Below are 23,328 nucleotides of genomic sequence, written 5' to 3' on the forward strand. Positions count from 1 at the left end.
GAGGAAAACATGACGCCCCGCTCCGGCCTTGCGGCCCCATTCCCCTCCCACCGGCTGACCATGCCGCTTACCCCCTGACACATTGGAACCTTCGGCATGATTGAAAGCATTGAGGCCCGCGACATTCGCTTCCCCACGTCACGGGAAAGCCATGGCTCTGACGCCATGAATCCGGACCCGGACTATTCCTGCGCCTATGCCACGCTGAAAATGCGCGGCGGCGATCCGGATGGAAATGGCCTGACCTTCACCATCGGCCGGGGCACGGATCTCTGCGTCGCCGCCATCCATGGCCTCGGTAAACATCTCATTGGCCGCAGCCTGGACGAGTTCGAGGCAGACCTTGGCCTGGCCTCCCGCCTCCTGCTCAATGATAGCCAGTATCGCTGGCTCGGCCCGGAAAAGGGCGTGGTCCATCTCGCCGCCGCCGCCCTCAACAATGCCGTGTGGGATGCCCTGGCAAAGCGCGCGGGCAAGCCGCTTTGGCGCTATGTGGCCGATCTTTCGCCGGAGCAGCTCGTCTCCGCCATCGACTTCCGCCACATTGCAGACTTCCTCAGCAAGGAAGAAGCCCTCGCCCGTCTGACGGCGCAGGCCCCCGGCAAGGCCGCCCGCATCGAGCGCCTGCTCAGCGAAGGCTACCCCGCCTACACCACCTCCGCCGGTTGGATTGGCTATACGGATGATCAGATCGTCAGCCTCCTGAAAAATGCGTATGCCGAAGGCTGGCGCCATTTCAAGATCAAGGTGGGCGGCGATCTCGCCACCGATATGCGCCGCTGCGCCCTCTTCCGCGAAACCCTCGGCAAGGATGTGAAGCTCAGCGTCGACGCCAACCAGGTCTGGAACATCGATCAGGCCGTCGCCGCCATCAAGGCTATCGCCCCTTACGACATCTACTGGGTGGAGGAACCCACCAGCCCGGATGATGTGCTCGGCCACAAAGAAATCGCCCGCCAGGTCGCCCCCATCCAGCTCGCCACCGGCGAACACGCCCATAACAAGGTGATGTTCAAACAATTCCTGCAGGCGGAGGCCATCGGCTTCTGCCAGATTGATTCCTGCCGCCTGGCCGGCGTCAATGAGGTGATCGCCGTGATGCTGATGGCCGACAAAGCCGGCATCCCCGTCTGCCCCCATGCGGGCGGCGTTGGCCTCTGCGAATATGTGCAGCACCTGTCGATGATCGATTATATCTGCATTTCCGGCACCATGGAGGGCCGCGTCATCGAACACGCCGCCCACCTGCACCAGCATTTCCGCAACCCCATCGAAATCCGCGACGGGCGCTATCTTGCGCCGCTCGCGCCGGGCTATTCGGTGGATCTCTGGCCCCAGAGCATGGCCGATCATGAATTCCCGAATGGCAAGGTCTGGGCGGAGGAGCCCGTCGCTGGATGACCCCTGCGCCTGCCCCCTTCTCCCTGCCGGATTTCGGCCTCGGCGCAGCGGGGCTCGGAAATCTGTACACGGCTGTTTCGGATGCTGACGCCAGCCGCACCCTGGCAGCCGCGCAGGCGGCAGGCCTCACCTATATCGACACCGCCCCCTTCTATGGCCACGGCCTCAGCGAGCAGCGCGTCGGCGCCCATCGCTGGGCCGAAGACGCCCGGCCATCCCTCTCCACCAAGGTCGGCCGCCGGCTGGAGCCCGCCAACGGGCGCCCCATTCCGGACAATGGCTTTGCCACTCCGGCGCCCTTTGTTCCCGTCTTCGATTATTCCGCTCACGGCATCCGCGCGGCCTTTGAAGGCAGTCAGGCCCGCCTCGGCGTGGCTTCGGTTGATGCCTTGCTCCTGCATGATATTGGCGAGATGACCCACGGCGCGGCCCATCCGCAAATTCTGGCTCAGGCGCTGGAAGAAGCCCTGCCGGAAATGACCGCGATGAAATGGGAAGGGCTCACCCGCGCCATCGGCCTCGGCGTCAATGAAATCAATGTCTGCCGCGATGTTCTGGACCATTTCGATCTGGACGTGCTGCTGCTCGCCGGGCGTTACACGCTTCTGGAGCACACCGCCTCCCTCGGCTTCCTCGATGAATGCCACCGCGCGGGCATAAAAGTCATCATCGGCGGCGCTTTCAATTCCGGCCTTCTCGCCGCCGCGCCGGGTGACGCGCTCCACTATAATTACGCCGCCGCGCCCGGCTGGGCTGTCGAGCGAGCCAACACGTTGCGAAACGTATGCGAGGCATTCGGCGCGTCCCTTCCGGCGGCCGCGCTGCACTTCTGCAAGGCGCATCCGGCAGTCATCTCCGTCATCCCCGGCGCGCAATCCGCCCGGCAGGTAAACGAAATCGCCGGCTGGATCGCGGAAGAGATCAATCCCGATCTCTGGACCGCGCTGAAAGACAGAGGCCTCATCGCTGCAGAGGCGCCAGTGCCATGATCGAACGGATCGACAGCCATATGCATGTCTGGCGTCTCGCGCGCGGTGACTATGACTGGATGACGCCTGACCTCGGCGCGATCTATCGCGACTTCGAAATTGACGATGCCTGGCCCGCAGCCCGCGCCGCCGGCGTCTCCTCCGTCATCCTCGTCCAGGCCGCCGCCACCGCCGCGGAAACAGACTATCTTCTCTCCCTCGCTGAAGCCGACGCGAGAGTGGCCGGTGTGGTCGGCTGGGTGGATTTCGAAGCGGCAGGCGCCGCCGCCGAAATCGCCCGCCGCGCAGCCGATCCCCGCATGCTGGGCCTGCGCCCCATGATCGCAGACCTTCCGGACCCGGAATGGATTCTCCGCCCCGCCTTCTCACCCCTTCTGGAAGCGATGGCCGGCCACGGCCTCGTCTTCGATGGCCATGCCCGCGCCGATCTCATCCCCGTGATGTCACGTCTCGCAGACCGCCACCCTGCCCTGCAGATCGTCCTCAACCATGGCGGAAAACCCCAGATCGCCACCGGCAATCTCGCCACCTGGCGCGCAGATCTCGCCGCCCTCGCCCAGCGCCCCAACGTCGCCTGCAAACTCTCCGGCCTGCTCACCGAAGCGGGCGTCCGCACAAGTGATGACGCTCTCGGAGAGATCGCCGCCCACATCCGAGACTGTTTCGGGCCGTCCCGCGTAATGTGGGGCAGCGACTGGCCAGTCCTCAATCTCGCCGGCGACTATGCCGGCTGGGCCACCCAGAGCGCGCGGCTGATAAATCGTTTCTTCCCGGAACATCAACGCGCCGTCTGGGCGGGCAATGCCCGGCGCATCTATCTCAATCGATCAGGAGCATAATATGGGCCGTCTGGCAGGCAAAAAAGCGCTGATTACCGCTGCGGGCGCTGGCATTGGCCGCGCCTGCGCAGAGGCATTCGCGCGCGAAGGCGCTCACGTCATCGCGACCGACATTAATGCCGATGCCCTCTCTGAGCTGAAGGATTCTGCCAACATCGACACGCAGATCCTCGATGTAACCGACCCCGCCGCCATCGCCCGCCTCCTTGCGGCGCATCGCGATCTGGGAATTCTCTTCAACGTTGCCGGCTGGGTCCATCACGGTACCATCGAGCAGTGCGAGCGGGCCGACTGGGACCGATCCCTCCAGATCAACCTCACCTCCATGTATGAAACCTGCCGCGCCGCCCTGCCGAACATGCTGGCCCGTGGCGGCGGCGTCATCCTGAACATGTCCTCTGTCGCCTCCAGCGTTACAGGGGCCCCCAATCGCTTCGCCTATGGCGCCACCAAAGCCGGCGTGATCGGCCTCACCAAGGCCATCGCCGCTGACTATGCCGGGCGCAACATCCGCTGCAACGCTATCTGTCCGGGCACGGTCGATACGCCCTCCCTGCAGGGCCGCATGTCGGCGCAGGGCGATTATGACACAGCCCGCCAGATGTTCATCGCCCGCCAGCCCATGGGCCGCCTCGGCACAGCGGAAGAAATCGCCCATCTGGCCGTCTATCTCGCCTCCGATGAGGCTTCCTTCACCACAGGCGCCATCCATGTCGTGGATGGCGGCTGGACCAATTAGGAGCTGATGAGATGAAACTCTTGAGAGTCGGCCCCGCAGGGCGCGAAAAACCGGCAATCCTGGATGCCGATGGCCACATCCGCGATGTCAGTTCCCTGATAGATGACTGGGATGGCCCCGCTCTGGCCGATGCGGTTCTGGATCAGCTGAGGAAAATTGATCTTGCCTCCCTGCCCATTCTCCCGGCCGCCAGCCGCGTGGGCCCCTGCGTGGCTGGCGTCGGAAAATTCATCTGTATCGGGCTGAATTATGCCGATCACGCCGCCGAAACCGGCGCGGCCGTCCCGGCAGAGCCCGTCGTCTTCTTCAAGGCCACCAGCGCCATCTGCGGCCCGAATGACAATCTGGAAATCCCCCGCCGCTCCGAAAAGACGGACTGGGAAGTCGAACTCGGCATCGTCATCGGTAAACAGACGAAATATGTCCGCGAGGAAGATGCGCTCGATCATATCGCCGGCTATTGCATCATCCATGATGTCTCCGAACGCGCCTTTCAGCTGGAAGGGACTGGCCAATGGGTCAAAGGCAAAAGCGCCGACACGTTCGGCCCCATCGGCCCCTGGCTCGTCACGCGCGATGAGGTGGCCGATCCCCACGCCCTCTCCATGTGGCTCGACGTAAACGGGGAAGCCATGCAGCGCGGCTCCACCTCCACGATGATTTTCAGCGTGCCTCATATCGTCAGCTATCTCTCGCAATTCATGAGCCTGCAGCCTGGCGACGTGATCTCCACGGGCACACCGCCCGGCGTCGGCCTCTCGCGTACCCCGCCGCGCTATCTCCGCTCCGGAGACGTGGTTACCCTTGGAATACAAGGCCTTGGCGACCAGAAACAGCTCTGCATTGATGCCTGAAAGACACACACTCTAGCCCCTCCTTCAGCGGGGGCGGGAACCGATACCCACAGCCGGGCGTTCATCAGCGAAGTCAAAATCCCTCCGGATGCGACAAACCGATGGAGCCCCACATGCAAGTCCTGAAGTCTCTCCCAGCTCTCAAGACGCGCCACGCCCTCACCGGCCTTGCGCTTTCCCTTGCCCTCCTGGCCCAGCCCGCCGCTGCCTCCGGCGCCACCCCCGAATCTGTCGTGGAAACCGCTGTGGACCGCACCCTGTCGGCGCTGCAGGATTCGCATATCTCCGATCAGGAGGCGGATGAAATTCTCAAAGTGATCGATGTCGAACGCGTTGCGCAGTTCACCATGGGCCGCCACTGGCGCGGAATGGATGAGGCCACGCAGGCAGACTTCATGACTGCCTTCCGCTCCTTCGCCCGGGTTCAGTTGCGGGAACACCTCGCGGATTTCTCCGAAGCCGAAGTTGAAATCCTGCGGACCGTCGAGCGCAAGCCCGGTGACGCCATCGTCACCACAAAGGTCAGCGGCGTCGACAACAAGGAACATATGGTCAGCTGGCGCGTGAACGATAACAACGGCTGGAAAGTCACCGATATCGAAGCCATGGGCCTCTGGTTCGCCATCGAACAGCGCGCCCAGTTCCAGGCCATGCTGGATAACAATGGCGGCGATGTGAGTCAGCTGATCGAAGAGATCGGCTCAGCCACCTAACCCGCCGCTGACCGCCACTTCCGCGAACGCCCAGTAAAGCGACATCTCGCGGAACTCCGCCTCGCGCCCGCCGCTGGATTGATGCCCCGCCTCGGCATCCAGAACCAGTATGGCGGGCGCGTTGCCGGTGGAGGTATGACGCACCTCCGCCACCAGCTTCGCCGCCTCCCAATAGCCCACCCGGTCATCCTTGAGCCCGGATGTACACAGCAGGGGCGGATAAGCCGTGGCCTGAACATTTTCGTAAGGCGAGATCGAGAACATGTAATCATACGCCGCCGGATCGGCCAGCGGATCGCCCCAGTCCGGCCGGAACAGCGGCACCAGCGGATGGTCAGCGTCGCTCATCGTGTTCAGCATGTCCACAAACGGCACCTGTGCGATCACGCCCGCCCACATATCCGGCGCCTCATTCATGGCCCCAGCCACCAGAAGTCCGCCCGCTGACAGGCCATAGGCCACCACCGCGCCCCTGCGCGTCACGCCCAGATCGCAGAGATGCTCCGCGCACGCCACAAAATCGGTAAAGCTGTTGCGCTTGCTGAGGCGGCGCCCGTCGAGAAACCATTGCCGCCCCCGCTCCGATCCGCCGCGCACATGCACGATGGCATAGGTCCACCCCCGGTCAACCAGCGTGAGCGCGGGCACGGAAAATTCCGGCTCGCTGGAAATGCCATAAGCGCCATACCCGTAAAGCAGGCAGGGCCGGGCGCCATCGCGCGGCGTGCCCCTGCGGCTCAGCAGTGTCACCGGCACCTGCGCCCCGTCCGGCGCGGCGGCAAAGATCCGCTCAACGACATAATCGCCGGGATCATACCCCGCCCGCCCGGCCTTCTGCACAAGGCTGAGCGCGCCCGTTTCAAGGTCCACGTCCATCCATCGCACCGGCAGGCGCGGCGACTGAAACGTGATCCGGCAGCGGGCCGCCGCATAATCCTGCCCGGCGGGCACAGACACCGCATACGCCGCCTCGTCAAAGCCGATAACGCGCTCGCTTCCATCCGCCCTCAGAAGGATCAGCTGATGCAGGCCATCCTGCCGCTCAAGGCGCAGCAATCCGTTCTCGAAAGGAAACACCTCCAGGATCTGGCTGCCCGCCCGGTGCGCCACCAGCGTTTCTGGCGCCACGCCCGGCGCCAGCACCAGCAGCTTGTTGTCCAGCGCCTCCTCATCCGTCAGGATGACCAGCCGCCCGGCCCACTCGTCCACCTCATAGCGCACCTTGTCGCGGCGCGGGAATACTAGCTGCGGCGCCCCGGTCTCATCCTCCGCCGAAACCAGCCACACCTCGGACGTATCCGGCCCGGACATCGTGATCGCCACATATCCGCCTGCCGCGGTGCGTTTGATCTGCATAAAGATGGCTGGGTCGGCCTCCTCATACACCAGCTCCGCCGCGCCCCCGCCCACCGGCGTGCGGTAAACCCGCGTCGGACGGTTGCGGCCATCGCGCCATATCCAGAACAGGAAGCGCGAAGATGGGCTGAATACGAGGCCGCCATAGCCATACGCATCTTCCCCCACCAGCACGCTTGTCGCCCCGGTCTGCGTATCCTTCACGCAGATCCGGTGCCGGTCATTCCCGATTACATCTTCCGCCCACGCATAATATCTGTGGTCAGGGCTCGGCTGGTGCCCGGTCGTGCGGTAATAGGCGGCGCCCGCTGCCCGCCCCGCCTCATCCAGCAACACCTCGGCGGCGCCGGGGTCTGCCAGCAGCGCGCGCGTATAAACGGCATGGGCGCTACCCTCGGGATAATGGCTGGCATAGGCCCAGGGGCCGGACGGGATCACCGGCGGCGCATCATTCCCGGGCACGCGCGCCAGCATCTGCGCCGTGATTTCCGGCTGCAGCCTGCGCGCCGGCGCCAGCACAGCCTCGGCATAGGCCGCCTCCGCCTCCAGATGCGCGCGGATCATCTCGGGCAGCGTGGCCATCTCCCGGGTGCCCGTCTCGGGAATATATTTCATCCAGCGGTAATAATCATTCCGTGTGCGGCCCAGCTGCTCGATAGGAAACGGGATACGCGGCGCCACAGGCGGAACAATGCCGCTACTGGTCAGGCTCAATCCGCTGCCCGCGCCAGCGCCGCCCGCGCATCCGGCCAGCGCGCTCAGCGCAATCGTCTGCAAAAGTGTACGGCGTGAAAACCCTGCCCTGCTGGCCATGAACACTGCCTCCTCCGCTGCCTGCAAAGCGCCAGCCTACCCAGCGCCCCCGTCCCTGCAAATCCTGAAACCGGCCCAATCTCCCCTCAATCGGGCCAAGTGGGCGGCGGTCGGCGCGCGCCCGCCTCCCCCCTTCTCCTTCCCCACGACGCAGCGGAGGATACCACCGCCCAACTCACCCCCCTTGCCCCATTCCCCCCGCCCCCCTAAACCTTGCCGTCAACAGGGACGGGCGAGGAACCAGCACACATGCCGGAATGGGCAATCTACGCAGTCGCGGCGATGGCGGGGTATCTGGCCGGGTCGATCCCGTTTGGCCTTGTCCTGGTGAAGGCTGCCGGCCTCGGAGACATCCGGGAGATCGGCTCCAAAAGCATCGGCGCCACCAATGTGCTACGCACCGGCCGCAAGGATCTGGCCCTCGCCACCGTCCTGCTCGACAGCCTGAAGGCCGGCCTCGTTGCCCTTGCCTTCACGCTGATTGCGGGCCGGGAGGCAGGCATGGTGGCGGGCGCGGCCGCCTTCCTGGGCCATTGCTATCCCATCTGGCTGAAGTTCAAGGGCGGCAAGGGCGTGGCGACCTATGCCGGCCTCCTCCTCTTCATCACGCCGCTGCACGGGCTCGTCGTCGGCGCGCCGGTCTGGCTCGGTATGTTCGCGCTGACGCGCATTTCCTCGCTTTCCGCCCTCACCGCCGCGGTCGCGGTTCCTCCGGGGGCGTACCTTCTGGGCGAGCGCAGCCCGGTCATCCTCGGCGGCCTCGCCGCCCTCTCCGTCCTCGTCTTCTGGACGCACCGGGCCAATATCGGTCGCCTGCTGAATGGCACAGAGCCCCGCTTCGGCGCCAAGAAGAAAGACGCTGCCGAGGGATGACGCTGCCGCGTTCCCTCACGGATGCAGAGCGGCTTGACTGGCTGCGCCTCGCGCGAACCCAGAATGTCGGCCCGGTCACCTTCGCCCAGCTGATCGGGCGGTACGGCGATGCCGGGCGCGCCCTCGCCGCCCTGCCGGAAATCGCCGCCCGCGCCGTGCGCGGCAAATCCGTCGCCATTCCGCCTGCGGACCTTATCCGCCGCGAGATCGACGCCGCCACAAAATACGGCGCCCGCATTGTGGCCAGTTGCGAGCCGGACTTTCCCGCGCTCCTGCGCGCGCTTGATCCCCCGCCCCCCGCGCTCACCCTCCTGGGCAATGCCGCCCTCGCCGCCCAGCCCACCTGCGCCATCGTCGGCGCGCGCAATGCCTCTGCCGCTGGCCGCAAGATCGCGCGGGATATGGCCGCCATGCTCGGCAAGGCAGGCTACACCATTGTCTCCGGCCTCGCCCTCGGCATTGACGGGGAGGCCCACGCCGCCAGCCTCTCCACCGGCACCATCGCCGTCCTCGGCGGCGGCATCGATCACGTCTACCCGCCCCAGCATGACCGGCTCTATGCCGAAATCGCGCAGCAGGGCCTCATCCTCTCCGAAATGCCCTTCGGCCACCGCGCCAAGGCGCAGGATTTTCCCCGCCGCAACCGCATCATCACGGGCCTTGCGCGCGGCACGGTGGTGGTGGAAGCGGCCGAACGCTCCGGCTCGCTCATCTCCGCCCGCGTGGCGAATGAACAGGGCCGGGAGGTGATGGCCGTGCCCGGCTCCCCGCTGGATCCGCGTGCGGCGGGCACGAACAACCTTATCCGCAATGGCGCCGCCCTCGTGCGTCATGCCGGTGATGTGCTCGAAGTGCTGAGCAGCCTCCCCCTGCTGCAGGTCTCCGCGCCCCCGGCCGATTTCTATGATCCCGTCCATGGCGGCGGCGATCCGATCCCCCCCTCGGAAACCGCCCGCGTGCGTGAAGCGCTCAGCCCCCACGCCATGCCGCTGGACGAGATCGCCCGCGCCACGGGCATCCACGCGGCCCGCGTCGGTGCCATCCTGATGGAGCTGGAACTCGCCGGTGAGGCGATCACCTTTCCGGGCGGCTTGGCGGCGCGGGCTGTGTAATTCCTATCCGGAAATGTCCGGAAGCGGCCGGATAAGCCCGGAAATATGCCCGTTGCGGCCGCCTTTGCCCCTGCTAGGCATTGATTTGTCAGGAAATCGTCAGGGTTGGCTGTGGCCTGACAACACTGTAATGGCCCGAATGCACATCCCGGCAATTGGATGGCTGGACGCCCCCGCGGTTCCTCTCTAAGCCTCGGTTTCGGGATAAACGCGGTGCCAGATACCGGGTGGGGCGTTGTGTACGGGTTGTTCAGGATGCCGTCTGTCGTGAAATGGTCTCACTATGCCCTGCTCGCCGGTTTTTCGGCGGTCCTGCCGGTGGCGGCCCATGCACAGGGTACCGCGGACGCCGGCGCAACGGCTGAGGCCACCGATGAACGCGTGGTTCTGGAAGCCGATACGGTCTACGAAAACTCCGCCGACAACACCATCATCGCCGAAGGCAATGTCGAAGCCCTCTATCAGGGCCGCATCCTGCGCGCCGACCGGCTGATCTATGACCGCACCACCGAGCGCGCCCGCGCTTCGGGCAATGTCATCATCATCGAAGCCGATGGCAGCCAGCAGTTCGCCGATGAGGTCGATGTCGGCCCCAACCTCTCGGATGGCTATGCCATCGGCTATTCCGCCCGCCTGGAAGGCAATGCCTCGGTCGCGGCGAAATCGGCCATCCGCCGCTCCGATGGCATCAACGCCATGGAGCATATCGTCTACACTGCCTGTCCCGTCTGCGAGGGGAAAAATCCCACATGGCAGATCCGCGCGCGGCGCGCGGTGCTGGATGAAGAAACGCAGATGATTTCCTATCGCGACGCGGTTCTGGAAGTCGGGGGCGTACCGGTCTTCTACCTGCCCTACCTGTCGCATCCCGACCCCAATTCAGAGCGCCGCTCGGGCTTCCTGATGCCGAATGCAGGCATCTCCACGATGCTCGGCACCTTCTACAAGCAGCCCTATTACTGGGCCGTGTCGGACTATTCAGATCTCACGATCTCGCCCACCGTCTATGAGAATGTGAACCCGCTGATCGGCGTTGAGGGGCGCAAGCGCTTCTATTCCGGCGCCGTGAGTTTCGATGCCAGCTTCACCCACGAAGCCGATTTCGACAGCAACGGCACCACGTTCGGCGAAGAGACCTTTCGGGGCCACCTCTACGGCAACGGCCTGTTCACGATCACGCCGGGCTGGAAGTGGGGCTTCGGCGTGGAAACCCAGACGGACGACCTCTACGACCTGCGCTACCGGATCAGCAACCAGAACGCCAAGCGCGGCCTCTACTCCAACCAGCCCCGCCGCCTGCTCTCCCAGCTCTTCGTTACCGGTCAGGGCGACAGCTATTATACAGACGCTGCCGTCCTGAACTTCCAGGGCCTGCGCGGCGAGGATGATGCTTCCCGCCTGCCCCAGGTGGCGCCGCTCGCCTATGCCGAGAAATACTGGGATATGGGCGATCTGGGCTTCGCCTCCGTCAATGCCTCTTCGGCAATCCTCACGCGCGATGTCGGCGCCGATAGCCACCGTGTCAGCCTCGGGGGCGACTGGAGCACGATGAAAATCCTGCCCGGCGGCTTCACCTTCAAGCCCTTCGCAGAGCTGCGCGGCGATTATTACCTTCTGGACGAAGCGGTCAGCGGCAAGGATTCGGTGTCACGCGCTGTTGGCAACACGGGCGCCACGATCGCCTATCCGCTGATCCGGCGCGGCAAGAACGTTGATCTGATGATCGAACCCACGGTCATGGCCGCCTGGGGCTTCGCAAATGCGAACGACCCGGCCATCCCGGTCGAAGACAGCCTGCTCTACGAATTCGACGAATCCAGCCTGTTTGAACCCAATGGCGTGGGAAATTTCGACCTTTATGAGGGCGACGGAAAGCTGAGCGCCGGTATCACGGCACGCGCGATCTGGAAGAACGGCACAGAAGTCGCCACCACGGTCGGCCGCCGCTGGCGTTCCCGCGCTGACCCGAACTTTGATGTCGCCAGCAACCTTAATGGCACCTCGTCGGATTGGGTGGCCTCCACCAGCCTCAAGATGGGCAGCGCCCTGCAGCTCAACTCGCGCGTTCGTCTGAACGAGGACGACCTCTCGCTCAGCCGGCTCGATATGCGCGCGTCAACCTCGTTCAACCGCTTCCGCGCGGTCGGCCAGTATTACAAGATCGACCCGCGCATCAGCCCGGCCGGAACCTCCGATGAGGGCATCTATCTGCGCGGCGAAATCGATATAGCCGGCGGTTATTCGGTCATTTTCAGCCAGCTGCGCGATATCAGCCGCAATGTGGATACACGGCAGGAGCTGGGCATCGCCTACACGGACGACTGCGCGCGATTCGAGATCATCTATGACCGGTCCGAAGTCCGCGACCGGACGCTTGGCCCGCAGGAAAGCTTCCAGATCCGGTTCTCCCTGCTGTCCCTGGGCAATTTCGGCTCCAACGGCTTCTGAGCGGCGTCCACACAAAAAATGAACTGCAGCAAACTTCGCTGATGACTGTAGCGGCGCGTTGCGCGATGAGACGAGACTTGTAAGGTCTGCCAGCGAAAACAGGCCTATTTTCCCAATTCTGGGGCCATGGAGACGTCGTATGGTACGTGTTGTGTTCTTGGCAGCAGCTTTTGCGGCGATCAGCGCGCTCAGCGCCCCCGTTTCGCCCGCCAGCGCGCAGGAAACAGACCGGCAGACCCTCGAAGGCATTGCCGCCATCGTGAATGACAAGCCCATTTCCTATTCCGATGTGCGCCAACGCGCCCGCCTGCTGCTGCTGACGATTGGCGCCGCCAACCCGACCCAGGAACAGGTGCAGCAGATCACCAGCCAGGCGCTGGAACAGCTGGTTGACGAAAAACTGCAGCTGGACCGCGTGGCCGAATACAAGGTCGAGGTGGATGCCCGCGAAATCGACGCGGCGGTTCGCGATATGGCCGCTGATGCCGGCCTGTCCGGCGAAGTCCTCCGCCAGCAGCTGACAGCTTCCGGCGTCAACCCGGTCAGCTTGGAAGAACAGATGCGCGCCGAGATCGCCTGGAGCCGCCTGATGAGCGGCCTCTATGGCAACCGTATCCGCATCTCCGAGAATCAGGTCGACGATCAGCTCGACCGCCTGCGTGCCGCCTCCAAAAAAACCCAGTACCGGCTTGGCGAGATTTTCCTCTACGCGCCCGACGACGCCACCAAGGCGGAGGCCATGCCGGCCGCGCAATCCATCATTGCCCAGCTCAATCAGGGCGCTGACTTCCGCGTCGCCGCCCAGCGCATCTCCTCGGCCCCCACCTCCGCCGCCGGCGGCGATATGGGCTGGGTGACGACGGACGACCTCGATCCCGCCATTGCCGCCGCCGTGCGCGCGTCTTCCGGAAACGGCCTGCTCGACCCGATCCAGACCGAAAACGGCATCTACATCATCCTGGTTGGCGGCAAGCGTGAGCCGGCCGAGCCGGTGACCCGCGTGGACCTGAAGCGCCTCGTCGCTTCAGACGGCGCCGAAGCAACGCTCACCGAAGCCATCGGCCGTATCAACAGCTGCGACGACGTCCAGTCCGTTGCCAACTCCCGCTCCACCCTCCGCGCCCAGGACATCACCGACATCAATGTCGAGGAGCTTGGCCCGGAAGGCCGCAGTCTCGTTCTGGCCGCCGATGTCGGCAGCCCGACCGAGATCTTCGCCGTCAGCTCCGGCCTCGCCGTGATGTATGTCTGCCGCCGCGAAGATGGCGCCGAGGCCCTGCCTTCGCGTGAAGACCTCAAAGGGTCGCTGAAATCCCGCGAGCTCAACATGATTTCCGAGCGCGAACTGCGCAACGCGCGGCGCCTGGCCACCATCATCTACCGCTAGGACAGGCGAAACCGCTTGATCCGCCGCGCAATTGGCGCGACACCCCGGCGCGTGACCACGCCCTCTGCACTCCCTCTGGCCCTGTCGATGGGTGATCCTGCCGGTTGCGGGCCGCAGATCACCATGGCTGCCTGGAAGGCCCTGCACGCTGACGTGGCCAGCGCCTTCTATGTCATCGGCTGGCCGGCGCTTTACCCCGGCGTGCCTGTGGAAATCATCGCATCGCCCGCTGAAGCCGCCGCCGTCTTTCCGCGCGCCCTGCCGGTTCTGCCGCTGGAGAATGCCCGCGCCGTCACCCCCGGAAAGCCTGATCCGGAAACCGCCGCCGGCATCATCGCCGCTATCACGCTGGCGACAGACCATGCCCTGCGCGGCCTGGCGGGCGCTGTGGTCACCAACCCGATCAACAAGGCGCTGCTCTACGGCCAGGGCTTCCGCTTTCCCGGCCACACCGAGTTCATCGCTGACCTCTGCGCGCCAGAAGGCGAGGCCGCGCCCGAGCCTGTGATGATGCTCACCGGCGGCGGCCTGCGCGTGGCGCTTGCCACCATCCACATGCCCTACGCCGCCGTCCCCGGCGCGCTGGCCGATGGCCGCCTGCCGCGTATCGTCCGCATCACGCACGCCGCCCTCCGGCAGAATTTCGGCCTCCCTGCCCCCCGCCTCGCCTTCACCGGCCTCAACCCCCATGCGGGCGAAGACGGCACGATTGGCCGCGAGGAGATCGAGATCATCAATCCCGCCGCCGCGCAGCTGCGCGCCGAAGGCATCGACATCTCCGATGCCCGCCCCGGCGACACAGTGTTTGCCGAAGCGCTCGCCGGGCGGTTTGATGCTGTCATCGCCATGACCCATGATCAGGGCCTCATCCCGGTCAAGACGCTGGACATGTGGGGCGGCGTCAACACCACGCTGGGCCTGCCCGTCATCCGCACCAGCCCGGACCATGGCACCGCCTATGACGCGGCCGCCGCCGGAACGGTCAAACCAGACAGCCTGATCGCAGCCCTCCACGCCGCGCGGGAGCAGGCCGCCCACCGCGCAAGGAACGCCGCATGAGCAACGACATCGACAATTACGATGAGGAAAGCGGCGAAACGCCCGCCCTCACCGATGCCCCCGCGCGCAAGGCGCTGGGTCAGCACTTCCTGTTTGATCCCAGCATTCTGAAGCGTGCCGCCAATGCCGCTGGCTCCGTCAAAGGGCAAACCGTCATCGAGGTCGGCCCCGGCCCCGGCGGTCTCACCCGCGCGATCCTCAACGAAGACCCCGCCCTGCTGATCGCCGTTGAGACAGACCCGCGCTTTTCCGAAGCGCTGCTTGGCTGGCCCGAAGCGAAATCCGGCAAGCTGCAGGTGATCGCGAAGGATGCCCGCAAGGTTCACTGGGAAAAGGTGCTGACCGAAGCTGGCGCCACCACGCCGGTGATGATCATCGCCAACCTTCCCTACAATGTCGGCACCCCGCTGCTGATCGACTGGCTGAAAGCCGGCGCCTGGCGCGGGCGAATGGCGCTGATGTTCCAGAAGGAAGTGGCAGACCGCATCTGCGCCAGGCCCGATACGGATGCCTATGGCCGCCTCGCCGTCATCTCGCAGGCCGTCACCCGCCCGCGCATCGCCTTCACCCTGCCGCCGGGCGCCTTCCGCCCGCCGCCGAAGGTGGACAGCGCCGTGGTGGAGTTCGAGCCGCTGCCGCCGGGCGAGCGCTTCGAACATCTCGCCCTGCTGGAACAGATCGCCGGGGCCGCCTTCGGCCAGCGCCGCAAGATGCTGCGCGCTGCCCTCAAACCCTTCGCCAAGAAGCGCGGCATGAAGGCCGAGGCCTGGCTGGAAGACTGCGGCATAGACCCGACCGCCCGCGCCGAAACCCTCACTCAGCAGGAATTCCGGACGCTCGCTAGATCGCTCGTCCAAGACTAACAAGGCGATAGATTGGCTCCACCTGGAAGCGCGTTCAAAATGCCACTGGTGATGCGCGCCCTGTTCGCTGCGATATCAATCATAAGGACCGACAGCCCCAACAGGAGCAGGCTATAGCCCCACCCCCAATAGTCGCTGTAAATCACCGCCATCACCCAATCTTGGCCAAAGGCATACCAGGTTATCGCCAATATGGTGGTCAGCGTCAGTGTGATGGATATCGGCAAAAGGTGCTGGGCAGCAGGCCCTCTGAACACCGAAAGGAAAAGGGCCAAGGCGAACGCCGCCGCTGTGCTTCCGGAGAATATCTTCAGATCAGCGCGAAGTTCCGACATGATCTCCTGATATTCGCCGACCACAATGTCCTCGAGCCGGTCCAGCGCAAATCCGTACCGTTCGATGGAGGATTCATAGAAGCGCCTCACGGCCCTCCGCGCTTCATCGCGGCGCTCGCAATCAAGCTCGCACGCCGCTGCTAGAATATCAGCGATGAAGACGTCGATCCCTGCATCGAGACTTCCGCGCCAGCTGTCGATCTGATCCCGAAGCCGTTTGGAAAATTGTCCCGCCACGGCGCTGATATCTTCCGCCGTGTCCGATGACGCTACCGAAGAAAACCGGTCGTCCAGTTCAGCCTTGACCATTTCAACGGCAAAGTTGCGTGTGCGGCGGTCGAAATCTTTAGGTGCAAGCGTGACGTAAAGAAACAACCCCGCGAAAGTCATCATTCCGATCACTGAAAGGAATAGATTGGCTTTCCGGGCGAACTCCAAAGCTTCACCCTTCACCCAGCAACTTGCGGACATGGTCTTCCAGGTCCAGCTGGCGCAGGCGCTTCAAACGCTCCGTAAGCAGAATACGCTTCAGCCGCTGGTAAGCCACTTCCAGCTTGTCATTGACGATCACATAGTCATAGCGCCGCCAGTGCATGATCTCGCGCTTGGCGTCGTCCATTCGGCGGGCCACCATCTCCGGCGTTGAGCCTTCCCGGCCCATCAGCCGCGCCTGCAGCGCCTCGATGCTCGGCGGCAGGATGAACACTGACACCACATCATTCGGCATCTGGTCGTGCAGCGCGTCGGCGCCCTGCCAGTCCACATCGAACAGCACGTCCTCGCCCGCCTCAAGCCGGGCCACCGTATCCGCCTTCGGCGTGCCGTAATGCTTGTCGAACACCTGCGCCCATTCAAGGAACTCGCGGCGCTCGATCATCTTTTGAAACGCTTCGGGCGTCTTGAAGTAATAATCCTTCCCGTCCACCTCGTTGGGCCGCGGCGGGCGCGTGGTGGCCGAAACCGACAGCTTCACATCGCTGAACTCGTCCAGCAGCATCTTTGACAGCGTGGTCTTGCCCGCGCCCGACGGGCTCGACAGCACCAGCATCAGCCCGCGCCGGTGGCCGCTGTCCTTGGGATGTCCGCTATTCGACATTGGCCGATTGCTCCTTGAACTGGTCAATCACCCCTTTGAGGCCAAGGCCGGCATTCGTCAAATCGAGGCTGAGGGATTTCGAGCAGAGCGTATTGGCTTCCCGGTTCAGCTCCTGCGCCAGGAAATCCAGCTTCCGTCCGGCGGGCGAGCCTGCCTTCAGCAGCTCCCGGCCGGTCTTGATGTGCGCCGCCAGCCGGTCCAGCTCCTCGCGCACATCCGCCTTCGCTGCCGACAAAGCCACTTCCGCGGCATAGCGTTCAGCGTCCACCCGGCCTTCCCGGTCAAGGTCTTCCAGCTGCTTGGTCAGCTTCGCGCGGATCAGGTCCGGTTGCGTGCCCGCAAATGTCTCCGCCACGCCAGTCAGCCGCTCCATCTCGTTCAGAAGATCGCCGAGCAGCACCGCCAGCGACGCGCCCTCGGCCCGGCGCCCCTCGGCCAGCCCGTCCAGCGCCTCGCCCGCCGCCGCCGTCAGCAGCGCAATCGCTGCCTCGTCCATCACATCCCGCGTGGAGGTCGCGCCTGCATCCACCACGCCCTTCACGGCCATCAGCGTCGCAATCGCTTCGGACGAAAGCTCGCGGCCCGAAACCTTGCGCGCCGCCTGCGCCAGGTCGGCCAGCAGCGCCTCATTGATCACGGCCGTTGCGCCAGACGCTGCCAGCTCTATCCGCAGGCCCACCTGAAGCGAACCGCGATTGAACCGCGCCGCCGCCATGGCCTTCACTTCCCGCTCCAGCGCCTCGGCGCCCGGAGGCACATTCACCCGCACATCCAGAGAGCGGCCATTGACGCTTTTGGCTTCCCAGGCCCAGCCGCCCCAGGCCGCTTCGCCCGTCACGCGGGCAAACCCCGTCATCCCCGACAATGTGCCCATCAGTTCGACCGCTCCCGTTCGATTTCCTTGCGCTCATAGGCGCGGTAAGCCGCAACATTGCGGTTATGCTCGGCCAGCGTTTTGGCAAAGAGATGCCCGCCTTTGCCATCCGCCACAAAAAACAGATATTCCGTATCCGGAGGATTCAGAACCGCCGCAATCGCCTCCCGCCCCGGATTGCAGATCGGCGTCTTCGGCAGGCCGTCAATCTGATAGGTGTTCCATTCGGTATGCCGGTCGATCTCTGAACGGAACAATGTGCGGCGCTGCCCCTTGGCGTTGTAAAGCGGCTCGCCCTGCGAAATGCCATAGATGATCGTCGGGTCGCTCTGCAGGCGCATCCCCTTTTTGAGGCGCGTGGTGAAGAGGGCGGCAATCTCGTCGCGCTCCTCCGCAATACCGGTTTCCTTCTCCACGATGGAAGCCAGGATCACCGCCTCATAGGGCGTCTCCAGCAGCAGGCCCTCGGCGCGCTGGGGCCAGAGTTCGGCCAGCACATCGGCCTGCGCCTTCTGCACCTTCTCGATCAGCTGCTGGCGCGTCATGCCGCGGTGGAAAAGATAGGTATCCGGAAGAAGCGTGCCCTCCTCCGGCAACACTTCGGGCATCTCGCCCACCAGCGTTTCATCCGCCTCGATAATGCGCAGAAGCTGCGCCGTGGTACGCCCTTCGGGCAGCGTGATCCGGTGGAGAATGGAGCGGCCCTCGGTGAGCACCGTCAGAACGCCGGCCATGCTGATGCCGGGATCGAGGATATACTCGCCCGCCTTCACATGCGTGGCCGTGCCCTGCATTTCGTGGTCGATCCGATTCTTGAGCAGAAGGACGCGGTCATCCTTGATGACGCCTTCTGCCTCCAGCCGGGCGGCCACCGCCGTCAGCGTGTCGCCCTCTGTCACCATGAAGACGATCTCGTCCTGCAGGGGCCCGGGCCGGGTCATTTCATTGTTGATCCACACCCAACCGGCCACGAGGGCTGCCGCCGCAATGAATGCGAGCACAAACACCCAGGCAAAGAGCGTTCTAAGGAATCCCATGCAGGCCTCTTGTTAGCGTGTCCCAGCGCGGAGTTCTAACCCGGCCAGATGGCTGGCGAAAAGCATACTCCGCAGCCGGATCAGGCAATAACCGATATGTCATGAACCTTGCCATGAGTCGCCGCGCTGTCAGGGAAAATGAAAAACCGCCGGCTTCACAGCCAGCGGTTCATTAGAATGCGTCAGACACTCGCGTGAGGCGTCAGTCGACCTTGCGCAGCACCAGCGAGGCGTTTGTACCGCCAAAACCGAAGCTGTTGGACATCGCGGCGCGCACCTGGCCCTTCTTGGCCTTGTGCGGGATGAGGTCGATCACCGTCTCGAAGCTCGGATTGTCGAGGTTCAGCGTCGGCGGCATCACCTGATCGCGAATCGCCAGCGCGCAGAACGCCGCCTCAATCGCGCCGGCCGCGCCGAGCAGGTGGCCAACGGCCGATTTGGTGGAAGACATCGAGATGTTCTTGGCGTGATCACCGAAGGCCCGCTCCACCGCGCCCGCTTCGCCCTCATCGCCTTTCGGGGTGGAGGTGCCGTGGGCGTTCACATAGTCGATCTCCGAAGGGTCGATCTTTGCGTTCTTCAGCGCCATCTTCATGGCGCGGTAGCCGCCCTCGGCGCCTTCGGCAGGGGCCGTGATGTGGTAGGCATCGCCCGTCAGGCCATAGCCGATCACTTCGGCATAGATCTTCGCGCCGCGTTTCTTGGCGTGCTCATACTCTTCGAGCACCAGAACGGCAGCGCCTTCGCCCATCACAAAGCCATCGCGGTCCTTGTCATAGGGGCGCGAGGCCTTTTCGGGCGTGTCATTGAAATTGGTGGACATCGCCTTGGCCGCGCAGAAGCCGGCAATGCCGATGCGGCCGATCACGGCTTCAGCACCGCCCGCCAGCATGACATCGGCATCGCCATACTGAATCAGACGGGCAGAATCGCCGATGGCGTGGGCCCCGGTTGCACAGGCCGTCACCACCGAATGGTTAGGGCCTTTCAGGCCGTGGCGGATGGACACCTGCCCGGAGGCCAGGTTGATCAGCGACGACGGAATGAAGAACGGGCTGACCTTGCGCGGGCCATGCTCGTGCAGCGTGATCGCCGTATCGTAGATCGATTCCAGGCCACCGATGCCCGAGCCGATCATGACGCCGGAACGTTCCTTTTCCTCTTCGGTCTCCGGCTTCCAGCCGGAATCCTCAAGGGCTTCGTCCGCCGCGGCGATCCCGTAAAGAATGAATTCGTCGATCCGGCGCTGCTCCTTGGCGGAGAGCACCTTGTCTGGATCGAAAGCGTGCGGATCGCCAGCCCCGCCCCCGCGGCCAGAAGCCCACGGAACCTGGAAAGCGATCTTGCACGGCATGTCGGACGCATCGAAGGCGTCAATCTTGCCTGCTCCGGATTTACCGGCAATCAGCCGCTCCCAGGTGGCCTCACGACCATTGGCTAGCGGTGAAACGATACCGATACCGGTAATGACGACTCGACGCTCCGACATACTTGGCCCCGCGTCTTAGACGTGAGCCTTGATGTGCGAGACGGCGTCACCGACCGAACGGATCGACTCTTGCACGTCATCGGGGATCTCGATGTTGAACTCTTCTTCAAAAGCCATCACGAGTTCGACGAGGTCCAGCGAGTCTGCACCCAGGTCATCGATGAAGCTTGCGCTTTCCACGACCTTGTCAGCATCCACGTCGAGGTTCTCGACTACGATTTTCTTCACACGTTCAAAAACGTCAGACATGAATACCTCTCTCGATATGTCTGATGACTGGTCCTCATGCGAACCATTGGTGTTGCGCCTAGCACACACTACGGATGAGCGCCAAGCCCTAGTCTGATGCCCTACTGCTGGGCTTAAATCATTGCCATGCCGCCATTTACGTGCAGCGTCTGGCCGGTGACATAAGCCGCTTCATTCGAAGCAAGATACACTGCTGCTGCAGCAATGTCGCCGCCTGCCCCGAGCCTTCCGGCCGGAATCTGCCCCAAAAGCGCCGTTTTCTGGGCTTCCGGCAGCACATCCGTCATGGGCGATTCGATGAATCCGGGGGCAATCGTGTTCGCCGTAATGCCGCGCGAGGCGACCTCCTGGGCGATCGATTTGGTAAAGCCGATCATGCCCGCCTTGGAGGCACAATAATTTGTCTGTCCGGGATTCCCCGTAACCCCGACAACCGAGGTGATTCCGATGATGCGGCCGTGGCGGCGCTTCATCATTCCCCTCACAGCTGATTTGGTCAGCCGGAAATAGCTTCCCAGGTTAACATTGATCACGTCGCTCCAGTCCTCATCCTTCATCTGGATGAGCAGCTTGTCGCGGGTGATGCCGGCATTCGCCACCAGAATGTCCAGCGGGCCGATGGCGGCCTCTGCCTGGCCCACCAGCGCGTCCACGGCGGCCGGATCAGACAGGTTGCAGGGCACAATCGCCGTCTCGCCCTTCAGGGTAGATGCCACTTCCTGCAGCACCGCTTCGCGCGTGCCGGAAAGGGCCACCTTGGCGCCTGCCTCGGACAGGGCCTGCGCAATCGCCCGGCCAATACCACCCGAAGCGCCTGTAACGAGGGCCGTGCGGCCCGTAAGGTCAAACATGATCTAGTTTTCCTTGTCCTGCTGCCAGTATTCCTCGGGAGAAATTCTGGGCGCCTTGTTCTTTCTGTGCCGCCGATAAAGCTCCAGCGCTACCAGAAGGACGACAAACAGGAAAACATAGGTCCTGAAATCGCCAAACAGCAGCCGCGCAAGCTCCATACGTCTCAGCCCCCTTTGATCGCTTTCGCGAAGGCTTCCAGATCCTCGGGCGTGCCGAGGGTGAGGCCGTTCAGTGACTTCTCGATCCGGCGCTGCATGACCGTCAGCACCTTGCCAGCCCCGGCTTCCCCTGTCGTGGTGACGCCCTGGCTGACCATATACTGCACGCTCTCGGTCCAGCGAACCCGGCCGGTCACCTGTTTTACGAGATTCTGGCGGATCGTCTCGGGGTCAGTGACAGCGCTCGCCATGACGTTTGCCACCAGCGGCACCACCGGCGCCTTGATCTCTGCGTCCGCCATCGCCGCCGCCATGGCGTCCGCCGCCGGCTGCATCAGCCCGCAATGGAAGGGGGCAGACACGTTCAGCGCCATCGCCTTCTTCACGCCATTGCCCTGCGCCCAGGCCACGGCCGCATCAATCGCCGCCTTGCTGCCGGAAATCACCAGCTGGCCGGGGGCGTTGTCATTGGCAATGTCGCACACCCCACCCGTCTCGCGGCCCGCCTTGCAGGCGGCTTCCGCCTGGTCGTAGTCGGCGCCCAGCAGCGCCGCCATGGCGCCCTGGCCCGGCTGCACGGCCGATTGCATGGCATTGCCGCGGATGCGCAAGAGGCGCGCGGTATCCGCCACGCTGATCGCCCCGGCTGCCGCCAGCGCCGAATACTCGCCCAGCGAATGCCCGGCCACAAAGGCGGCATCCTTCGCCGAAATCCCGAAACCGGCCTCCAGCGCCCGCATCGCGGCCACAGAATGGGCCATCAGGGCGGGCTGGGTGTTGGCGGTGAGCGTCAGCTCGGCAATATCGCCTTCCCACATCAGGGTGGACAGCTTCTGGCCCAGCGCCTCGTCAACTTCGTCAAACACGGCTTTTGCCGCGGGGAAGGCCTCGGCCAGCGCCTTGCCCATGCCAATTTCCTGGCTGCCCTGTCCGGGAAAAATGAATGCGAGGGTCATGTTCGCCCTGTCTCCCTAGTTTTCCGGCGTGCCTAAAGCGCGTCCCCGGCGCATGCAAGCGCTTGAATTTTCCACAAGGATAGGCTTAAGAGCGCCTCTTCACAGCAAGGTGCGGTCCTCAAGTCACCGGAATGAGCCGGTAAAAGAGGGGCCATCACTGGAAGAGTTTCCCGCTCCCCGGTGCCGCATCTTCGTAATTTTGGGAATGAAAACATGGCACTGTACGAGCATGTCGTGATCACACGGCCTGATATCTCGCCCGCCCAGGTTGAATCCTTCATCGAAGAGATTTCCACCTTCCTCAAGGAAAAAGGCGCAACTGTCGGCAAGACCGAGTATTGGGGCCTTCGCAGCCTCGCTTACCCGATCAAGAAACAGCGCAAGGGTCACTACTCCCTGCTCAACATCGACGGCCCTGCCGATGCGATTCATGAGCTGGAGCGCCGCCAGCGCATCTCCGAAGACGTGATGCGCTACATGACCGTCCGCGTTGAAACGCTGAGCGACGAGCCTTCGCCGGTTCTCTCTCGCAAAGAACGCCGCCGCGACTAACCCGGCAGGAGGACAGATCACATGGCACAGAAAATCAACATCACGAACATTCCTGCCCGCCGCCCGTTCGGACGCCGCCGCAAGGTGGACCCGTTTACCGGCCAGAACGCTCAGGAAATCGATTACAAAGACGTGAAACTGCTTCAGCGCTACATCTCTGAAAAAGGGAAAATCGTGCCGAGCCGCATCACGGCTGTAAACCTCAAGAACCAGCGCAAGCTTGCCCAGGCGATCAAACGCGCCCGCATGCTGGCCCTGATTCCGTTTGAAGTGAAGTAAGGAGA

General features: G+C 63.9%; 24 protein-coding genes. 14 read left to right on the forward strand and 10 right to left on the reverse strand.

The genetic code is table 11. The annotated features are described in order from the left end of the window. The first annotated feature begins 96 nt into the window (after positions 1–96). The 6 genes from BBF93_RS12030 (at position 97) to BBF93_RS12055 (ending at position 5,535) form a co-directional block, all read left to right on the forward strand. Positions 97–1,401 carry an enolase C-terminal domain-like protein gene (locus tag BBF93_RS12030; RefSeq protein ID WP_114106062.1) on the forward strand — a complete coding sequence of 435 codons (1,305 nt, stop codon included), beginning with the start codon at positions 97–99 and terminating at the stop codon, positions 1,399–1,401. Continuing rightward, positions 1,398–2,390 (forward strand): aldo/keto reductase, encoded by a 993-nt coding sequence (locus BBF93_RS12035; RefSeq protein ID WP_114106063.1) that lies wholly within the window; start codon positions 1,398–1,400, stop codon positions 2,388–2,390. Before BBF93_RS12030 ends, BBF93_RS12035 begins: the two co-directional genes overlap by 4 nt. Then, the gene (locus tag BBF93_RS12040; protein WP_114107074.1) at positions 2,390–3,229 is read left to right on the forward strand and encodes an amidohydrolase; all 840 of its coding nucleotides are present in this window, start codon (positions 2,390–2,392) and stop codon (positions 3,227–3,229) included. The genes BBF93_RS12035 and BBF93_RS12040 overlap by 1 nt, the downstream gene beginning before the upstream one ends. A 1-nt stretch (position 3,230) precedes the next feature. Next, entirely contained in the window at positions 3,231–3,968 is a 738-nt protein-coding gene (locus BBF93_RS12045) for an SDR family oxidoreductase (RefSeq protein WP_035596351.1), read from the forward strand. A gap of 11 nt (positions 3,969–3,979) precedes the next feature. Further along, positions 3,980–4,822, forward strand: coding sequence for a fumarylacetoacetate hydrolase family protein (locus tag BBF93_RS12050; protein WP_114106064.1), 843 nt, complete (start codon positions 3,980–3,982; stop codon positions 4,820–4,822). 113 nt (positions 4,823–4,935) lie between these two features. Further along, complete coding sequence (locus BBF93_RS12055) at positions 4,936–5,535, forward strand: phospholipid-binding protein MlaC (RefSeq protein ID WP_162786539.1); 600 nt, start codon at positions 4,936–4,938, stop codon at positions 5,533–5,535. Here the strand turns inward: BBF93_RS12055 and BBF93_RS12060 are convergent. Further along, positions 5,524–7,704 (reverse strand): S9 family peptidase, encoded by a 2,181-nt coding sequence (locus BBF93_RS12060; RefSeq protein WP_114106066.1) that lies wholly within the window; start codon positions 7,702–7,704, stop codon positions 5,524–5,526. The two genes, BBF93_RS12055 and BBF93_RS12060, sit on opposite strands and share 12 nt — an antisense overlap. Before the next feature lie 249 nt (positions 7,705–7,953). Here BBF93_RS12060 and plsY point away from each other — a divergent pair, with 249 nt between their 5' ends. The 6 genes from plsY to rsmA all read left to right on the forward strand — a co-directional run bounded on the left by plsY (position 7,954) and on the right by rsmA (position 15,446). Then, positions 7,954–8,577 carry a glycerol-3-phosphate 1-O-acyltransferase PlsY gene (plsY, locus tag BBF93_RS12065; RefSeq protein ID WP_114106067.1) on the forward strand — a complete coding sequence of 208 codons (624 nt, stop codon included), beginning with the start codon at positions 7,954–7,956 and terminating at the stop codon, positions 8,575–8,577. Further along, positions 8,574–9,689 carry a DNA-processing protein DprA gene (gene dprA / locus BBF93_RS12070; RefSeq protein WP_114106068.1) on the forward strand — a complete coding sequence of 372 codons (1,116 nt, stop codon included), beginning with the start codon at positions 8,574–8,576 and terminating at the stop codon, positions 9,687–9,689. The genes plsY and dprA overlap by 4 nt, the downstream gene beginning before the upstream one ends. Positions 9,690–9,956: 267 nt before the next feature. Then, entirely contained in the window at positions 9,957–12,137 is a 2,181-nt protein-coding gene (locus BBF93_RS12075; protein WP_162786540.1) for an LPS-assembly protein LptD, read from the forward strand. Positions 12,138–12,276: 139 nt separating this feature from the next. Next, positions 12,277–13,524 (forward strand): peptidylprolyl isomerase, encoded by a 1,248-nt coding sequence (locus tag BBF93_RS12080; protein WP_114106070.1) that lies wholly within the window; start codon positions 12,277–12,279, stop codon positions 13,522–13,524. Between the two features lie 15 nt (positions 13,525–13,539). Beyond that, a complete protein-coding gene (gene pdxA, locus BBF93_RS12085) occupies positions 13,540–14,583 on the forward strand; it encodes a 4-hydroxythreonine-4-phosphate dehydrogenase PdxA (protein ID WP_233349111.1) in 1,044 nt (347 codons plus the stop codon). Next, positions 14,580–15,446 carry a 16S rRNA (adenine(1518)-N(6)/adenine(1519)-N(6))-dimethyltransferase RsmA gene (rsmA, locus tag BBF93_RS12090; protein ID WP_114106071.1) on the forward strand — a complete coding sequence of 289 codons (867 nt, stop codon included), beginning with the start codon at positions 14,580–14,582 and terminating at the stop codon, positions 15,444–15,446. Before pdxA ends, rsmA begins: the two co-directional genes overlap by 4 nt. On the opposite strand, the gene BBF93_RS12095 is transcribed toward rsmA, so the two are convergent. The 9 genes from BBF93_RS12095 to fabD form a co-directional block, all read right to left on the reverse strand. Then, positions 15,443–16,174, reverse strand: a complete 732-nt coding sequence (locus BBF93_RS12095) for a hypothetical protein (protein WP_162786541.1) — start codon at positions 16,172–16,174, stop codon at positions 15,443–15,445. The genes rsmA and BBF93_RS12095 overlap by 4 nt on opposite strands. Before the next feature lie 49 nt (positions 16,175–16,223). Continuing rightward, complete coding sequence (gene gmk / locus BBF93_RS12100; protein ID WP_114106073.1) at positions 16,224–16,877, reverse strand: guanylate kinase; 654 nt, start codon at positions 16,875–16,877, stop codon at positions 16,224–16,226. Continuing rightward, entirely contained in the window at positions 16,867–17,751 is an 885-nt protein-coding gene (locus BBF93_RS12105; protein ID WP_114106074.1) for a YicC/YloC family endoribonuclease, read from the reverse strand. Before BBF93_RS12105 ends, gmk begins: the two co-directional genes overlap by 11 nt. Next, complete coding sequence (mltG, locus tag BBF93_RS12110) at positions 17,751–18,788, reverse strand: endolytic transglycosylase MltG (protein ID WP_035596375.1); 1,038 nt, start codon at positions 18,786–18,788, stop codon at positions 17,751–17,753. Before mltG ends, BBF93_RS12105 begins: the two co-directional genes overlap by 1 nt. Before the next feature lie 202 nt (positions 18,789–18,990). Next, entirely contained in the window at positions 18,991–20,277 is a 1,287-nt protein-coding gene (gene fabF, locus BBF93_RS12115) for a beta-ketoacyl-ACP synthase II (RefSeq protein ID WP_035596378.1), read from the reverse strand. A gap of 15 nt (positions 20,278–20,292) precedes the next feature. Continuing rightward, positions 20,293–20,526, reverse strand: coding sequence for an acyl carrier protein (locus tag BBF93_RS12120; RefSeq protein ID WP_035596381.1), 234 nt, complete (start codon positions 20,524–20,526; stop codon positions 20,293–20,295). 113 nt (positions 20,527–20,639) lie between these two features. After that, positions 20,640–21,377, reverse strand: a complete 738-nt coding sequence (gene fabG / locus BBF93_RS12125; RefSeq protein ID WP_035596386.1) for a 3-oxoacyl-[acyl-carrier-protein] reductase — start codon at positions 21,375–21,377, stop codon at positions 20,640–20,642. 3 nt (positions 21,378–21,380) lie between these two features. Beyond that, entirely contained in the window at positions 21,381–21,536 is a 156-nt protein-coding gene (locus BBF93_RS19540) for a hypothetical protein (protein WP_157532715.1), read from the reverse strand. Positions 21,537–21,541: 5 nt separating this feature from the next. Next, positions 21,542–22,492 carry an ACP S-malonyltransferase gene (gene fabD / locus BBF93_RS12130; RefSeq protein WP_114106075.1) on the reverse strand — a complete coding sequence of 317 codons (951 nt, stop codon included), beginning with the start codon at positions 22,490–22,492 and terminating at the stop codon, positions 21,542–21,544. Positions 22,493–22,705: 213 nt separating this feature from the next. On the opposite strand from fabD, the gene rpsF reads away from it, so the two are divergent. Both rpsF and rpsR read left to right on the forward strand, forming a co-directional pair. Next, on the forward strand, positions 22,706–23,044 hold the full coding sequence (gene rpsF, locus BBF93_RS12135) for a 30S ribosomal protein S6 (RefSeq protein WP_035596391.1): 339 nt from the start codon (positions 22,706–22,708) through the stop codon (positions 23,042–23,044). Positions 23,045–23,065: 21 nt separating this feature from the next. Beyond that, positions 23,066–23,323, forward strand: coding sequence for a 30S ribosomal protein S18 (gene rpsR, locus BBF93_RS12140; protein WP_035596393.1), 258 nt, complete (start codon positions 23,066–23,068; stop codon positions 23,321–23,323). Positions 23,324–23,328 lie beyond the last annotated feature (5 nt).

This window comes from Hyphomonas sp. CACIAM 19H1 (genome assembly GCF_003325995.1).
Taxonomy (GTDB): Bacteria; Pseudomonadota; Alphaproteobacteria; order Caulobacterales; family Hyphomonadaceae; genus Hyphomonas; species Hyphomonas polymorpha.

Excerpts from the sequence above, each read along its gene's own strand:
- BBF93_RS12030 (WP_114106062.1), top strand. The coding sequence starts at position 97 with ATGATTGAAAGCATTGAGGCCCGCGACATTCGCTTCCCCACGTCACGG.
- BBF93_RS12035 (WP_114106063.1), top strand. The coding sequence starts at position 1,398 with ATGACCCCTGCGCCTGCCCCCTTCTCCCTGCCGGATTTCGGCCTCGGC.
- BBF93_RS12045 (WP_035596351.1), top strand. The coding sequence starts at position 3,231 with ATGGGCCGTCTGGCAGGCAAAAAAGCGCTGATTACCGCTGCGGGCGCT.
- BBF93_RS12050 (WP_114106064.1), top strand. The coding sequence starts at position 3,980 with ATGAAACTCTTGAGAGTCGGCCCCGCAGGGCGCGAAAAACCGGCAATC.
- BBF93_RS12055 (WP_162786539.1), top strand. The coding sequence starts at position 4,936 with ATGCAAGTCCTGAAGTCTCTCCCAGCTCTCAAGACGCGCCACGCCCTC.
- BBF93_RS12060 (WP_114106066.1), bottom strand. The coding sequence starts at position 7,704 with ATGGCCAGCAGGGCAGGGTTTTCACGCCGTACACTTTTGCAGACGATT.
- plsY (WP_114106067.1), top strand. The coding sequence starts at position 7,954 with ATGCCGGAATGGGCAATCTACGCAGTCGCGGCGATGGCGGGGTATCTG.
- dprA (WP_114106068.1), top strand. The coding sequence starts at position 8,574 with ATGACGCTGCCGCGTTCCCTCACGGATGCAGAGCGGCTTGACTGGCTG.
- BBF93_RS12080 (WP_114106070.1), top strand. The coding sequence starts at position 12,277 with ATGGTACGTGTTGTGTTCTTGGCAGCAGCTTTTGCGGCGATCAGCGCG.
- rsmA (WP_114106071.1), top strand. The coding sequence starts at position 14,580 with ATGAGCAACGACATCGACAATTACGATGAGGAAAGCGGCGAAACGCCC.
- BBF93_RS12095 (WP_162786541.1), bottom strand. The coding sequence starts at position 16,174 with ATGATGACTTTCGCGGGGTTGTTTCTTTACGTCACGCTTGCACCTAAA.
- gmk (WP_114106073.1), bottom strand. The coding sequence starts at position 16,877 with ATGTCGAATAGCGGACATCCCAAGGACAGCGGCCACCGGCGCGGGCTG.
- BBF93_RS12105 (WP_114106074.1), bottom strand. The coding sequence starts at position 17,751 with ATGGGCACATTGTCGGGGATGACGGGGTTTGCCCGCGTGACGGGCGAA.
- mltG (WP_035596375.1), bottom strand. The coding sequence starts at position 18,788 with ATGGGATTCCTTAGAACGCTCTTTGCCTGGGTGTTTGTGCTCGCATTC.
- fabF (WP_035596378.1), bottom strand. The coding sequence starts at position 20,277 with ATGTCGGAGCGTCGAGTCGTCATTACCGGTATCGGTATCGTTTCACCG.
- BBF93_RS12120 (WP_035596381.1), bottom strand. The coding sequence starts at position 20,526 with ATGTCTGACGTTTTTGAACGTGTGAAGAAAATCGTAGTCGAGAACCTC.
- fabG (WP_035596386.1), bottom strand. The coding sequence starts at position 21,377 with ATGTTTGACCTTACGGGCCGCACGGCCCTCGTTACAGGCGCTTCGGGT.
- BBF93_RS19540 (WP_157532715.1), bottom strand. The coding sequence starts at position 21,536 with ATGGAGCTTGCGCGGCTGCTGTTTGGCGATTTCAGGACCTATGTTTTC.
- fabD (WP_114106075.1), bottom strand. The coding sequence starts at position 22,492 with ATGACCCTCGCATTCATTTTTCCCGGACAGGGCAGCCAGGAAATTGGC.
- rpsF (WP_035596391.1), top strand. The coding sequence starts at position 22,706 with ATGGCACTGTACGAGCATGTCGTGATCACACGGCCTGATATCTCGCCC.
- rpsR (WP_035596393.1), top strand. The coding sequence starts at position 23,066 with ATGGCACAGAAAATCAACATCACGAACATTCCTGCCCGCCGCCCGTTC.